Origin of the sequence: Flavobacterium luminosum (assembly GCF_023635005.1) — a bacterium.
GTDB lineage: Bacteria > Bacteroidota > Bacteroidia > Flavobacteriales > Flavobacteriaceae > Flavobacterium > Flavobacterium luminosum.
Genome location: NZ_JAMLJM010000001.1, coordinates 131,578 through 146,365, shown reverse-complemented (window position 1 = coordinate 146,365; position 14,788 = coordinate 131,578). Strand labels below are relative to the sequence as shown.

At 34.4% G+C, this 14,788-nt stretch carries 14 protein-coding genes; 3 read left to right on the top strand and 11 right to left on the bottom strand.

What is annotated here, in order from left to right; genetic code table 11:
- Positions 1 to 62: 62 nt before the first annotated feature.
- From NAT50_RS00695 to htpG, 10 genes are all read right to left on the bottom strand, one after another.
- The gene (locus NAT50_RS00695; protein WP_250590475.1) at positions 63 to 761 is read right to left on the bottom strand and encodes a hypothetical protein; all 699 of its coding nucleotides are present in this window, start codon (positions 759 to 761) and stop codon (positions 63 to 65) included.
- Between the two features lie 211 nt (positions 762 to 972).
- Positions 973 to 1,785 carry an SMP-30/gluconolactonase/LRE family protein gene (locus tag NAT50_RS00690; protein ID WP_250590473.1) on the bottom strand — a complete coding sequence of 271 codons (813 nt, stop codon included), beginning with the start codon at positions 1,783 to 1,785 and terminating at the stop codon, positions 973 to 975.
- Positions 1,786 to 1,963: 178 nt separating this feature from the next.
- Positions 1,964 to 2,680: a DUF4369 domain-containing protein gene (locus NAT50_RS00685; RefSeq protein ID WP_250590471.1), complete on the bottom strand. Its 717-nt coding sequence runs from the start codon at positions 2,678 to 2,680 to the stop codon at positions 1,964 to 1,966.
- A 90-nt stretch (positions 2,681 to 2,770) separates the two neighbouring features.
- Positions 2,771 to 4,624, bottom strand: coding sequence for a M61 family metallopeptidase (locus NAT50_RS00680; protein ID WP_250590469.1), 1,854 nt, complete (start codon positions 4,622 to 4,624; stop codon positions 2,771 to 2,773).
- A gap of 87 nt (positions 4,625 to 4,711) precedes the next feature.
- Positions 4,712 to 4,990 carry a TIGR03643 family protein gene (locus tag NAT50_RS00675; protein WP_250590467.1) on the bottom strand — a complete coding sequence of 93 codons (279 nt, stop codon included), beginning with the start codon at positions 4,988 to 4,990 and terminating at the stop codon, positions 4,712 to 4,714.
- A gap of 79 nt (positions 4,991 to 5,069) precedes the next feature.
- The gene (locus NAT50_RS00670) at positions 5,070 to 5,894 is read right to left on the bottom strand and encodes a sterol desaturase family protein (RefSeq protein WP_250591394.1); all 825 of its coding nucleotides are present in this window, start codon (positions 5,892 to 5,894) and stop codon (positions 5,070 to 5,072) included.
- A gap of 39 nt (positions 5,895 to 5,933) precedes the next feature.
- A complete protein-coding gene (locus NAT50_RS00665) occupies positions 5,934 to 6,530 on the bottom strand; it encodes an alpha-ketoglutarate-dependent dioxygenase AlkB family protein (RefSeq protein ID WP_250590465.1) in 597 nt (198 codons plus the stop codon).
- A gap of 2 nt (positions 6,531 to 6,532) precedes the next feature.
- Positions 6,533 to 6,886, bottom strand: a complete 354-nt coding sequence (locus NAT50_RS00660; RefSeq protein WP_250590463.1) for a DoxX family protein — start codon at positions 6,884 to 6,886, stop codon at positions 6,533 to 6,535.
- Entirely contained in the window at positions 6,887 to 7,780 is an 894-nt protein-coding gene (locus NAT50_RS00655; RefSeq protein ID WP_250590462.1) for an EamA family transporter, read from the bottom strand.
- A 217-nt stretch (positions 7,781 to 7,997) separates the two neighbouring features.
- Complete coding sequence (gene htpG / locus NAT50_RS00650) at positions 7,998 to 9,884, bottom strand: molecular chaperone HtpG (protein ID WP_250590460.1); 1,887 nt, start codon at positions 9,882 to 9,884, stop codon at positions 7,998 to 8,000.
- A 187-nt stretch (positions 9,885 to 10,071) separates the two neighbouring features.
- On the opposite strand from htpG, the gene NAT50_RS00645 reads away from it, so the two are divergent.
- The 3 genes from NAT50_RS00645 to NAT50_RS00635 all read left to right on the top strand — a co-directional run bounded on the left by NAT50_RS00645 (position 10,072) and on the right by NAT50_RS00635 (position 12,277).
- On the top strand, positions 10,072 to 10,545 hold the full coding sequence (locus NAT50_RS00645) for a lipocalin family protein (RefSeq protein ID WP_317236665.1): 474 nt from the start codon (positions 10,072 to 10,074) through the stop codon (positions 10,543 to 10,545).
- 11 nt (positions 10,546 to 10,556) lie between these two features.
- Entirely contained in the window at positions 10,557 to 11,252 is a 696-nt protein-coding gene (locus tag NAT50_RS00640) for an OmpA family protein (protein WP_250590456.1), read from the top strand.
- Between the two features lie 89 nt (positions 11,253 to 11,341).
- Entirely contained in the window at positions 11,342 to 12,277 is a 936-nt protein-coding gene (locus NAT50_RS00635; protein ID WP_250590454.1) for an ABC transporter ATP-binding protein, read from the top strand.
- A 31-nt stretch (positions 12,278 to 12,308) separates the two neighbouring features.
- Here the strand turns inward: NAT50_RS00635 and NAT50_RS00630 are convergent, their stop codons facing one another.
- Positions 12,309 to 14,723 (bottom strand): S9 family peptidase, encoded by a 2,415-nt coding sequence (locus NAT50_RS00630; RefSeq protein WP_250590452.1) that lies wholly within the window; start codon positions 14,721 to 14,723, stop codon positions 12,309 to 12,311.
- Positions 14,724 to 14,788 lie beyond the last annotated feature (65 nt).

Here is a 14,788-nt window from a genome sequence, read left to right as displayed (position 1 = left end):
AGCTAATCATAGTAAATAAAAACTCCCGAGAAATCGGGAGTTTTTTATGCTTTTTTAGGTGTTTATCTAATCCTTTGAATTGAAAAAAATGACTCGGTATTCTTCCCAACTAGATTTATAGATAATCCTAGTAAACCTGCAACTAAATGAAACTTTATTTTTTCACCAGCATTCAAATAAACCACAGTATTAATTTGTCTGTATGGAGTTATTGCTAAGGTTGTAAGAGGTGGAATAGATATAGTAGCATTTACAGAAGAGTTTCTGGCAATTTCAGTGTATGATGTACCCGCGACGTTTCCCTTAAGTATTACTACTCCAAAATCTGTATCTACCGTTACAAAGTTTTCATTTTTAAGTTGTACACCAATATCATAATATCCTGCTTCATTGGCGGTAAATATAGAACTATTAAACTCATTTCCTAAATCAAATTCTTCTGTAAATGGAATAAGCCTTGTAGTATTGAATATATCTCCTAAAAGAGTTAGAGAAATAAGACCTCCTGTACTTAAACTGCCTTTTACTAGTGTTCTTCCACTAAAGGTATTGTTTACTAAATCACGCGCATTTACTCTCTTCACTACACCAGTGGTATTGGCAACTAAAACACTGTCGGTTACTGCCCCGGTGGTCCTAGTTCTTACTCTTAGGCTTCCATTAATATCAAGTGTTTCAGATGGAGTTATGGTTCCGATACCTACTTGTGAAAAAACTTGCGAACAAGTTAATAGTACTATAAGGGTTGCAATCTTTCTCATGATATTAACAGTTTTTCTTACATAAATTTAATTGAAATTTATGTAAGAAAAAAGAATAGTCTGTCAAGATTTATAAAAATTCGATGAAATGCATATATCTGATTATCAGCGAATTTGTTTTCGATTAAAGCATTCTAACCATTAAGGAAAAATGTATTTTCTTATAGTCTATTTTGTTAAAAAATTTAGGGATGAATATTCGTGTTTTGAATTAATTGATTTGATTGGTGAAAGCCGCTTTTATCTTTCCTTCGAAAGAAAATACCATGATCAGTTGGTTTAATAAAGGATTATAATCTAAATCAGACATTCCTTTGGTGTTGGACAAAAGTGTTTTGGGTTGTTTGGCTGTTTTTCCAAATTGTAAAAGCTTACTTGTTTTCCAATCTTTTGACCAACTCGTCACATACATATTTCCTAGTTTGTCTACTGCCAACCCATCGAAATTACTATAATTAGTGGCAAATTGAGAGATGATTTCTCCGCTTTTGGTATCTACGGTGTAAATACTGCTATTGTCGACCGTATTACAAACTAAAAGGACTTTAGAGGCTTTGTCGTAGTATAAACCATTGGGACATTTAATACTGTTGGGTTTTAATAGTTTATTGTACTTTTTGTCTTTTATATTGATTTTATAGATGTTGTGATCTCCTTTGTCTGAAACAAATAGAGTCCCATTGCCATCGGTAGTGATATCGTTTAACTGTTTTGCTTCGTTAATAGCAAAGGTAAAGGTGTTTTTTTTGGTTTTAATGTCGTACCCGAGTATTTGGTCATCGGCCACTACAAATAAAGTATTGTTGTGAATTGTTAATCCTAAACACTGAGCATCAACTTGCGCAAAGACGCTTTTTGTTCCTTTTTCGTTTTGTTTGATGATGTTTTTACTTTTTACGTTAGAGATGTAAAAAGATTTTGTTCCAACGTCGTAAGTAGCACTTTCTGGTAGTTCTAATTCTTGGGAATAAAGACGTGCGGTTGCAAATAAAAAGGCATGTAGAATAAAGTAATAGTTTTTCATTTTGTATTAGTTTGTATTTAGCTTGTAAAAAAAGCTAAAATACAATAATGACTAATATTATTTATTAAAAAACTATTTTTTAAGTTAATTTTTTATATAAAACTATTTTATATAGCTTTATGGTTTCAAAAGTTTATTCTTTGCTATAAAAAAAGACCTCAAGTGAGGTCTTTTAAAATTATTGTTCTTCGGATGCTTTTCTCTTTTTTAAATAATCCGAGAATTTTTTTCCGTATTTCGATTTAGCCACTTCGGGAGTCATTGATTTATGAATAGTGTCTAAAAATTTAATTTGCATGTCGTAAATATCCGTAAGGGCAATGTATGGAGCAATTTCTTTGTTCGCATTGGTTAAAGCATAGTTAGCCGCATACAAATAGCGTTTCTTTAATAGTGCTTCTTGTTTTTTCTTGTTTTCTTCGGCAGAATATTTTTTAGCACCTTTTTGTCCTAAAATTTCTTCTTGGATTAATTCTAATTGCTGGTCATTAAACTTAGAGATGATTTTTTTGTATTCTTCGTAAAGTTCTTGGTTTTTAGACCCTGTGATTTTAGCATTGGCGAAGAAATAATCTACATCAGTATCGATATTGATTTTTCCAGGTTCTGCAAAAAACAATAAGTTGTTATCGATAGAATTGGATACACCACGATCTACAAACAGATACAACATTTCTGGTGAATCAATGTTTAGGTGACTTTCAAACGTTGAGGTTCCGTTTAACACAATAGTGTCTAGTGCTACCAATGTGGTATCTTCTATTTTTTGAATATATAATTTACCTTTTTTAAATCCTTTAATGTTTCCGGTAATTTCTAAGTTTCCTTCGTTTTTTTTCTCACTGCATGAAAGTAAAACAGTTAGTGATAACGCGGCAAATAATATTTTGTGCATAGTTTCATAAATTTGGCGCAAAATAATAAAAAAATCCTCAATTTAAATGTTAAACTGAGGATTTATGATGAGTATATTTTAGGAGGTTGTTTAACCTTTTAACCAAGCGTCTCGAAGTGCTTTTTTAGAATCATCGGTGGCTTTGTAACCTAGTACTTCTTCGTAAGGAAGTTTTACTTTTCCTTTTAATTCCATCTCTTTACCCGAACGTTTTATTTTTACTTGAATGGCATCGTTTTCTTTCCAGTTTTGACTTTCTCCAATCAAGTCATAGATATTGTCTAGATTGTAATTTTTACCATTAATAGCCGTAATGATATCTTCAGGTTTTAGTCCGATGGCTGAATAGAATTCAGGTAAAGGAATGCCTGGAATTACGATAATTTCTTTTGTTTGAGGGTTTACTGAGATAAAAGGCGCTTGAGAATTAAAAAACGGATTTCCTGCTATTTTTGAAGTAGCTGTGGTAACTCCCATTTTTCCAAAAAACTGATCGTATGGTATAGGCGTTGGTCCTTCTACATACGTTTTGAAGAATTCACCTACTTTAGGATATGTTAATGAAATGATTTTATCGAATAATTCGTCATCTTTAAATGGTTTTTGAATGCCGTATTCATTGTTTAGTTTTTGCATTAAATCTAAAATACCGCGTTGACCATTACTTTCTTCTCGGATAATGATATCCAAACACATTCCAATTAAAGCTCCTTTTTGATATACATTCAAATATTGGTCTTTGTAAGGTTGTTCCAATACGTTGGCACTCATTTGAGTGAAAGGCATTGTGTCATCCATTACAGAGGCTTGACGGATTTTTTCCGACATTCTTCCGTAGAATTCTTCTTCGGTAATTAAACCTTGATTGATTTGGAATAAGTTAGCAAAATACTCCGTAACACCTTCATACATCCATAAGTGCTTCGACATTTTTGGAGCATTGAAATCAAAATAATGAATTTCGTTAGCATGAATCCCTAAAGGAGTAACAATGTGGAAAAATTCATGCGAAACAATATCTTTTAGTTGTTCGTCCATCTCTTCCGCAGGCATTTGTTCTGGCATTACTACTGTTGTTGAGGTGGTATGCTCTAATGCTCCAAAACCTTTGGCATCATTTTTTTGCATATCGGAAAGATAGATCAATACTGCGTATTTTTTGGTATTATTGATTGGACCCAAGAATTTTTTCTGAGCAATCATCATTTTTTCCATATTAGGAGTAATATCCGCCGCTTTGAATTTTCCGTTTGGCGAATACACACTAATGATGATATCCATATTTTCTACTTTAAAAGTAGTGTAGTCGGGTTTGGTATACATAATCGGATGATCCACCAATTCTGCGTATCTGCTTGTTTTAAAGGTGTCGCTTGTGCTGCTCGGATCAAGATCTGTCATAGCGGTAGCACCAAATAATTCTGCTGGATGGGCAATATTTAAACTATAGGTAGCGTCTTTTTTATCAGAAAAATAACCAACGAAACCATGTGTGTTTATCATAAAACAATTAGGATCGATATTCGTCCCCGCTGGAGAGAAAACATCTTTTCCGCCTAGACCTCCTGTGGTTTCTTGATCATAGGTGTCGTTTACCCAATATGTTACTTTGTTAAGTTTTTTAGCATCGGTAATACGCCAAGTATTGTCATCCATTTTGGCAACTACTAAAGCTTTTCCTTTTGCATCGTAGGCCTTTAAATTTTCGATATATTTCCCGTAATTGTCCGTTGAATACGTTCCAGGAACTGTTTTAGGAATATTATACGTGATTACGTCCTGATTTATCTTCGTAGGTAAAACCGTTACCATTACTTTGTCGTCTTTAATAGTGTTCAGGTCGATGTTTACTTGAACATTCGAACTTACTTCAGCGGAAGTTTGAGCCGTTTTACAGCCTAGCAGAAGAAAAGCAAACGAAGCTGCAAGGAGTATCTTTTTCATTTTATTGTTGATTAATTAATGTCTATAAGTAGTATTTTTCGTGTTTTTGTTACAAAAAAAACTCCTGATTTTCTCAGGAGTTGAAAGTCAATCAAATTTATTTTTTAAATAGTATTTTCCGTCTAAATCTTCATCGAAATCATCAATGTTAATAGGTTTTGGCTTTGGTTTTGAAGCGGTGACCTTTTTTTTCCAGAGCTCAAATTGATCTTTGGATAAGCGCTTACGCATTAGTTCTGTTACTTCGTTTTCACTAATGCCAAATTCTTGTTTAATTGTTTCAAAAGGTTTGCGTTCCTCTTGCGCCATACTGATTAGCCTTTCTAAAGTTTCTTTGTCTAAATCAGCTATTTTACTTTTTCTCATTTATAAAACATTAATTCAATATAAACTTCTGCAATACTTATACCAATATTACTAAAATATCGTTAAGAAAAAAAATATTTTAGTGCTCTGGATTACGATATTTTTGAAATGGAATGGATAATAAATTCTTTAAATTGTTATTTTCCTCCATTTTCATGTGAGTGTCAATGCCATAAAGGATTTCTTCACGGTTCATCACTTTAAAAGTTCCAAACAAACGATCCCAAATCGAAAATATATTTCCGTAATTACTATCGGTATAAGGTAACTTGTAGTGGTGGTGAATTTTATGCATGTCCGGGGAAACAATCAGGTAACCAATGTATTGATCCAAGAGTTTTGGCATTTTCATGTTAGCATGGTTGAATTGTGAAAAAAAGACCGAAAGAGATTGGTACAAGAAAAATAACCAAATGGGAGCTCCGACTGTAAAAATAGCTAAAACGGTGAACGAGAATCGAATAACGCTTTCTCCGGGATGATGCCTGTTAGCGGTGGTGGTATCTACCCAAGTATCTGTGTGGTGAATTAAATGGAAGCGCCAAAGAGGTTTGATTCTGTGCTGAACCCAATGGGCTAGATAGGCGCCTATTAAATCCATAATCAGGAGACCAATGATAGCCTGTAGCCATAAATTGTCTAGATGTAACCAATAGATCAAACCGAATTGATTTGTCGTAGCCCACACCGAACTTTTGTACAATAAAAAGGCTAACGAAAAATTGACCAAAATGGTGGTTGCGGTAAAAAAGAAATTTAGCAGTGCATGTTGCCATTTCTTGTATTGGAATTTGAATAAGGGAATCCCATTTTCAATAAACCAAAAAACAGTAATACCTCCTATTAATATTGCACTTCGATGCGAAGAAGGTATGTTTTCAAAATAGTTAATAATTTCATTTATCATAATTTGGGTTGGTTTTTACCAAATATAACAAAAAAATTATTTAATAATTCTAAAGGTTAAGTTGATTCTAGGACCAATTTTTGTCTTGGTTTTGGGAATTTGATGTTTCCAGAAGTGTTGTGTGGTGCCTTTCATTATTAGAAGGCTTCCGTTTTGTAATGTGATATTTTGCTTGTTATCTAAGGTGTTGTGTTTAAGTTGGAAGATTCTCTCTGCACCAAAACTTACCGAGGCAATAATAGGATTTCTGCCTAATTCTTTTTCATTATCCGCATGCCAACCATTACTATCTTGTCCGTCACGGTATAAATTCAGAAGTACCGTGGTGAAATTTTCATTACAAATTTTCTCTACCTCTTCTTTTATATACATAATTAAAGGAGTCCAAGGGTTAGGTTGCATGACAATATTAGAATAGCCATACGGTTTGCCCTCGTTTCCATAGAGGCAAGTCAATCTTGGTTGTGCGTGCGTTTTTCCAAAAACAGTAATATAATCTTGTTGCCAGGGAGTTTCTTGGAGTAATTTTTGAAATAAATCATGCGCGTCAACTGAATTTATGAACTGAGGAAAATAGGTTATTTCCGCATCAGGTAAATTGAAAACAATATTTTCCTCAGGAAATAAACTCATAGTTACGTATATAGATAAGCCCAATAGAGCAATACCAACTGCAACGGAAGACGAACTAGTCTGATCCATTTGGGTAGTCCTAAACCAGCTTTTTCATTTTGGTACATATACACATTGGCAGGAAAGACCGCAATCAATAAAATAATTATTCCCCAAGCCGATAGCTTCGAAACTTGTGGGAATAATAGTCCAATACCTAAAACAATTTCTGCCAATCCACTCAATTTGTTTAATAGTGAAGGATTAGGGAGGTAGTTGGGAATTATCCGTGTATATAATTTAGGGTTTCGAAAATGATTCAAACCTGCTAGAATATACACGGTGGCCATTAGATATTGATGCCAATGGTGTGCCATTTATTTTTTAGAAAATTGTATGTTCATAATCACAATCGCTAAGATAATTAAAATAATCCCAATCCATTGTGAAAATACAACGGTTTCATTTAAAATCATAAATGCCATCATTACAGAAACCGGTAATTCTAAAGAAGAGACAATACTTCCTAATCCAATGCCTGTGTAAGGGAATCCTGCATTCATGAGCATAGGAGGAATAATAGTGCCAAATAAGGCTAATATGATACCCCATTTTGCGAAAATGGCCATGTTAAACGGAGTAACTTGTGTGGCGATAGTAAAACCAAATACAATTACAGCGCCACCAAGAAGCATGTACAAACTACGTTGTGCTGAAGAAATACCTAATGCAATTCTGTTGGCAGTAAACATAGTAGTGGTGAACGAAGAGGCTGCTAATACCCCCCACATAACTCCTCTCCAGTCTAATACAATAGATTTGCTAAACAGATTGGTTGCTAAAGCTGTACCCAATAAAACAATTGCTACAGAAATTATTTTTTGCAAAGAGGGAGCTTTTTTATCTAAAAACCATTCTAAAAGAACGCCCATCCATACGGTTTGCATTAATAATACGATTCCAATTGAAACAGGAATATATTTTACGGCTAAATAATAAAATACACTTGTCATTCCAAGAGAAGTTCCAGCCAACATTAAATCGAAAATGTTTTTTGGTGTAGCTTTTACAACAGCTTCTCCCTTCTTCACTTTTTGAAATAAATTGATGATTAAGATTCCTAGGATTCCTAAGATGAATTGTGAAGAGGTAACTTCGCCGGTAGTGAATTTTTCATCATAGGCTAATTTTACAAAGGTAGCAAGCATTCCATAACTGGTAGCGCCTAAACCCACAAGCAAAACGCCTTTTAATAAGGTATTTTTCGTCATTTTTTCAAATTTAAAAAGCCGGCAAATATAGTTTATTAGTTTAAATTTTGATTAAAATATCAGAATTTTATTGAATCTTCACGATAAGCAAATTGTTTTATTCGCAATTCTGTTTGATTGTAACGCTTAAAGAATAAAGAAGTTTTTTGTGTAAAGGAATAAAAAAAGACCTGAATCATGGTAGAAACAGGTCTTTCTTAATTAAAGAGAAAATGGTTTAGGATAACGATTCGAAACTACGTTTTACAAATGCAGTTAACTCTTCACCTTTTAGTAATCCTTGAGATAATTTCGCTAAATCTAAGGCTTGTTTAACCAGACTAGCTTTTGATTCTTCGTTTTCGGCATGTAAAATAGTTGAAGCCAATTCCGAATTAGTGTTTACAACTAAGTTGTACATGTCAGGGAAGTTGCCCATTCCAAACATTCCTCCGCCACCGGTTGCGCTCATTTCTTTCATTCTTCGCATGAACTCAGGCTGTGTAATGATGAACGGAGCAGAAGTACTGTCTAAGGCTTCCATTTGAACAGTGTAATTTTCTTTTGGTACAACTGCTTCAATGCTTACTTTTAGTTTTTCTTTTTCTTCATCAGATAATTTAGAAATTTGATTTTCTTCTTTCTGAATTAACTTATCAATATGATCTGCATCCACGCGACTGAAGACTAAATTCTCGTTATCAGCTTCTAATTTTTGAATCAAATGCGATACGATTGGTGAATCTAACAACAATACTTGATACCCTTTTGCTTTGGCAATATCGATGTAGCTGTGTTGTGCATCTTTATTGGAAGCGTATAACACCACTAATTTTCCGTTTTTATCTGTTTGAATAGGAGCAATAGCTTCTTTTAATTCAGATAAAGTGAAATATTTTTCATCAGTTGTTGGGTACAAAACAAAATCGCCAGCTTTTTCATAGAATTTTGGTTCCGATAACATACCGTATTCTAAGACAATCTTAATATCATTCCATTTTTTCTCGAAATCTTCACGATTTTCATTAAATAATGACTTTAATTTGTCCGATACTTTTCGGGTAATATAGTTAGATATCTTCTTCACATTTCCGTCGGCTTGTAAATAAGAACGAGAAACATTCAACGGAATATCCGGAGAATCTACCACTCCTTTAAGCATCATCAAGAACTCAGGAACAATACCTTCTACATTATCCGTTACAAATACCTGATTTTGGTACAATTGAATTTTGTCTTTTTGGATTTGTAAATCAGAAGACAATTTAGGGAAGTATAAAATACCGGTAAGATTAAAAGGATAATCTACATTCAAATGAATGTTGAACAACGGATCTTCGAAGTTCATTGGATACAACTCGCGATAGAAGTTTTTGTAGTCCTCATCAGTGAGATCCGAAGGTTGTTTAGTCCATGCCGGATTTGGGTTGTTGATGATGTTATCTACTTCTTTGGTTTCTGGTTTTACATCTTCAGCAGCACCTTCTGGAACAGGGATTGTTTCTGTTCTGGTACCAAATTTGATAGGAACCGGCATGAATTTGTTGTACTTGGTCAACAATTCACGAATTTTATAATCTTCTAAAAATTCTAGAGAATCTTCAGCAATGTTTAGAATGATTTCTGTTCCTCTTTCGGTTTTAGAGTGAGGCACTAAAGTAAATTCAGGGCTTCCGTCACAAGTCCAATGAACGGCTGGTTCGTCTTTGAATGATTTTGTGATGATTTCCACTTTGTTAGCTACCATGAAAGCAGAGTAGAATCCAAGACCAAAATGACCGATAATACCTGAATCTTTGGCAGAATCTTTATATTTTTCCAAAAATTCTTCGGCACCGGAAAAGGCAACTTGATTGATGTATTTCTCTACTTCATCAGCAGTCATACCAATACCTTGGTCGATAATGTGGATTCTTTTGTTTTCTTTATCTATTTTGATTTCGATAATAGGATTGCCGTATTCAACTTTGGCTTCTCCAATATTGGTTAAGTGTTTTAATTTTAAAGTTGCATCGGTAGCATTCGATACTAACTCACGAAGAAAAATTTCGTGGTCGCTATATAAAAACTTTTTGATTAAGGGAAAGATGTTTTCTACCGAAACATTAATTTTTCCTGTTGTCATAGTATGTCAAATTTTATTAGTAAATTTATTATCTCTTTATTTCTTTCAAAACAAATACCAAATCTTCCTCAGGTGACAAAATGACCGATTTATAGCGTGATGAATCAGAAAAATTATACTAAGACGATTAGAAAATCGTTGTAATTTTGTATAACGAGAAACATAAATATATTCGCATATGAAAAAAATGATGTTGTTTTTTGCATTGCTAGTAACCCTAGTAAGTTGCAAAACAAAACAAGCTGCTGCTACAAGTACAACTGTTGATAGAAAATCACAAACCGCTATTAAAGGTAATTGGACATTGACTTCGGTTGATTATATAGGTGAAAATCTTTTTAAAGTGAATTCGTTTCAAATTGCCGATTCCAATTGTTTCGAAGGAAGTAGCTGGACTTTCGTGTCTAATAATGATAGCGGAAATGTAGCGTTGACTAAAGGGGGGTGTCCTTCTTTTAGCGCTGCTATTAAATGGTATGTTACTAAAGAACAACAGTTTGTGTTAAAGTTCCTAAATCCTGATGACAAAGCCAGAAAAGTTACTCAAGGTTATGTTTTAGCCTTGCGCAATCAAACGGAAGATTCCTTTCAGTTAGTGGATAGGGTAGATATTGGTGGAAAACTGACGGATATCGTTTATCAATTTCAAAAGAACAAATAAAATAAGACCTTATGAAAAAAGTAAGTATATATATCGTTACAGGATTGTTCTGTACAGGATCAATCTTAACTAGTTGTAATGCAGTTAAAAATGCAAACAATACTCAAAAAGGAGCAGCTATTGGTGCTGTTAGTGGTGCTGTTATAGGAGGTGTTTTAGGAAACAACCTTGGTAAAGGAGGAAAAGGTGCTATGGGTGCTGTGTTGGGTGGAGTCGTTGGTGGAGTCGTTGGTGGAGTTATTGGAAACAAGATGGACCGTCAAGCCCGACAAATTAATGAACAATTACCGGGTGCGCAAGTTGAAAGAGTAGGAGAAGGGATTAAGTTAACTCTAGGAGAAAATTCGGTAAACTTTGATTTCAATAAAGCTACTTTGACCAGTAAAGCCAAAGCTAATCTGGATAAATTAGTGCCGGTTTTCAAAGAATATCCGGATACAGATATTCAAATCTTTGGTTATACTGATAGTAAAGGAACCGATAGTTATAATTTACAACTATCAGAGCAAAGAGCTGCTGCTGTGAAATCGTATTTGGTATCCAGAGGCTTGTCAAGTTCACGTTTTAATACTTTGGGTATGGGTGAAGCCGATCCTATAGCAACGAATGATACCGAAGCAGGAAGAGCATTAAACAGACGTGTAGAATTTGCCATAACAGCCAATCAGAAAATGGTTGAGGATGCTAAAAAAGAAGCAGGACAGTAAAATTAATGCTAATTTGTTGAAAAAGCTGCCCGAAAAAGCCCTTTTTTTAGGGTCTTACTTCGTAAATTTGTCCTCCATAAATGCTGAATATGCTTCGAGTTGAAAATTTGTCTTTTGGTTATACCGATAAAAAGATTTTACATAATATTAGTTTTGATATACAAAAAGGCCAAAATATTGCTCTTCTGGGTGAAAGTGGCTGTGGGAAAAGCACCCTGCTAAAACTGATGTATGGATTGTATGATTTGGATGAAGGGAACATTAGTTGGAATAATACTCCGATAACGGGACCTAAGTTCAATTTAGTTCCAGGGATGCCTTTTATGAAATTTATGGCTCAGGATTTTGGTTTAATGCCTTATGAAACTGCGGCTGAAAGTGTTGGAAAATATCTAACCAATGCCTTTACAGCTTTAAAAAAACTAAGGATTCAGGAACTCTTGGAAATAGTTGAAATGACAGAGTTTTCTAAGGTCAATGTTAATCTTTTGAGTGGAGGGCAACAACAACGTGTGGCATTAGCTAGAGTTTTGGCGCTTGAACCAGAGGTATTGTTGTTGGATGAGCCTTTTAGTCATATCGATAATTTTAGGAAAAATGCGTTGCGACGTAATTTATTCGCCTATTTAAAAAGTAGAGGAATTACGGTAATTGTAGCAACTCATGATAGTACTGATGCCTTATCGTTTTCTGATGAGACGATGATTTTGCAAGGAGGACAATTGGTAGCCAAAGCCCCTTCTAAGGAAATTTATAAAAATCCTGAATCAAAATACATTGCGTCTCTTTTTGGAGAAGTTAATGAATTAGCGATTAGTAGAGATGGGAAAACAGAAAATATTTTGGTATATCCACATCAGTTAAAGGTTACAGAAAATGGTCCTTTGAAAGTAACGGTAAAACAATGCTATTTCAAAGGGAGTCACTATTTAATTAAAGCGGCTTTTAATGGTAGGCCTCTTTTTTTTCAGCATGACTCGGAACTGGAATTACAATTAGATGTGACACTTGAAGTAAAGAAATAAAATAAGCCCCAAAATTGGGGCTTATTTATGTTTAATTTTTAAGATATTTGTCTAAAAACTGCTCTTGTTCCCACAGTAAATGAAAAATATTTTCTTTGGCTGCATAGCCATGAGATTCTTTTGGTAAGATCACCATTCTTACCGGTGCTCCTAAGCCTTTTAATGCCTGAAAATAACGTTCGGTTTGTAACGTAAAGGTTCCTGGGTTATTATCTGCTTCTCCATGAACCAATAGCATTGGAGTTTTCATTTTGTCAGCCGTCATAAAAGGCGACATGCCATTGTAAATCGAAGGAACTTCCCAATAATTACGTTGTTCACTCTGAAAGCCAAAAGGTGTCAATGTCCTGTTATACGCTCCACTTCTTGCAATTCCGCAAGCGAATAAATTGGAATGGGTTAATAAATTAGCCGTCATGAATGCGCCATAGGAATGACCTCCTACCGCTACTTTTTTGCGATTGATGTATCCTAAATTGTCTACCGCGTCAATAGCTGCTTCGGCATTAGCTACTAATTGCGGAATGAATGTATCGTTTGGTTCTGTTTTACCTTCTCCAATTATTGGAAAAGAAGCATCATCTAATACAGCATAACCTTTGGTCACCCAATAAACAAATGATCCGTAATAAGGAAATGTGAATTCATTCGCGTTCTTATTATTCTGTCCCGCCGAGTTTTTATCTTTAAATTCTTCCGGGTAAGCCCATATCAATAAAGGAAGTTTTTCTTTCTTGCCAACACGGTCGTAATTTGCCGGTAAATATAGAGTTCCGGATAATTCTACACCATCTTTTCGTTTGTATTTGATCACCTCTTTATGAACATTTTTTATACTTTGAAAAGGGTTAGCGAATGTAGTGATTGGAGTAATTTTATCTTTCGATTTGATGTTTCTAAAATAATAATTTGGGAATTCGGTTTTTGATTGAATTTGTACCAAAACTTCTCCTTTTTTGAAATCTTCAATAGATAAAATTTCTTCTTTTTTGTCTTTATAATTACTCTGATACAGACGCTTTTTTTGTAAGGTATTTAGATTTAATTCATCTACAAAAGGAAATTGACCTTCTTTGGTAAATCCATCGCCTATTAAGTAGAGGTTATTGTTTTCTATAGCCAAAACATAACGGCCATATTCATTTTTTTTGGTTTCGAAATTACCGGGATCAGCATAAATATCTTGTTGATTTCTATCGTTAATTACTTTAGGTTTTTCTGAAGAATTGGAGGGGTTAAACAGATAGGTTTTCATGTTTCTGGTGTCGTACCAGTTGTCATACGCAATGGCTGTAGTAGCATTCCCCCATGTAATTCCTGCAAAACGCTGAGGTGTTTTTAATATTGAAACAGGTTCGGTATTAAAAGGGGCTTTCCAAAGGAATGCTTCATCTCTATAATCTACTTTTATAGCAGGGTCACCGCCGTCAAGAGCTTCCACAAAGAAGAGTGTTGATGGTTCGTCGTTTCTCCAGGAAATCGATCTTTTTCCTTTTTTAACAGCCATAAAACCCTTAGGCATTACTTCGTTTAGTGGAGATTCGTTGATGATTTTTACTAAATTGGCCTTCAAATCATATACTTCGGTTGTGATTGGAAATCGGTTGTAAGGAATAATATATGAAAAAGGTTTTTTTATCACATTGGTTAATAGATAGTTACCGTCCGGAGAAAATGACTCGCTGGCATATAAATCAGCTTTTTTGAATAAAGTGGAGCTGCCATCTAAACTAACTTTATGGTATTCAGAAGTAATCAGATTCTCGAAGTTGGCTTCGTCAGTAGGATTTTTCAATAAATCCTGATATGTTCTGTTTTGAGAGACTTTTCCATCAGCAGTAGAAACCACAGGTCCTTTGGGTAAGTCTTTCTTATCATCTATGAGTGCAGGACGTTGTGGTACCAATTGTTTTACTAAAATATGTTTTCCGTCTCTGAACCAAGTGTAGGGCATTCCCATATTGGCATTTAAAATAGGATTGGTCAGTTTAGAAGCTGTTGCCGAAGCGATGTCTAGAACCCAAAGTTCTACCCCCGAAGAAACGGTGTTGGTAAATGCTACTTTAGTTTCGTCGGGAGACCATGAGATGTAAGCAATTCTTGGATTGTTTGGAAGTCCTTTGACTTGAGTTTCTACCTTGTCTCTTATTTTTCTGATTTTAAGGTTATTGTTATAGGTTATTGTACTAGAAATATTAGTCGCGGGGTTGATACGTAATCCGCCAAGACGCATTTCTACTTGATTTAAATCGTCCAGCGTTTTGTAAGTATCACGATAGGTGAGTAACATGTATACTTTTTTGGTATCCATCGATACCGATGGTGCTCTTTCAAATTCAGCTAGGGCTAAAATTGGAGCCGAAGGTTTTTGGTAGGTAATGTTTTCTTGAGAAAACCCCACATAACTTGCAATAAAAAAGCAAGTGGTTAATAGTGTTTTTTTCATTTTACGAAAGTTTATTTGTGTAAAAATAGGTTAAGGGAATTTTCGAGAATAAAAACTTAACAAAT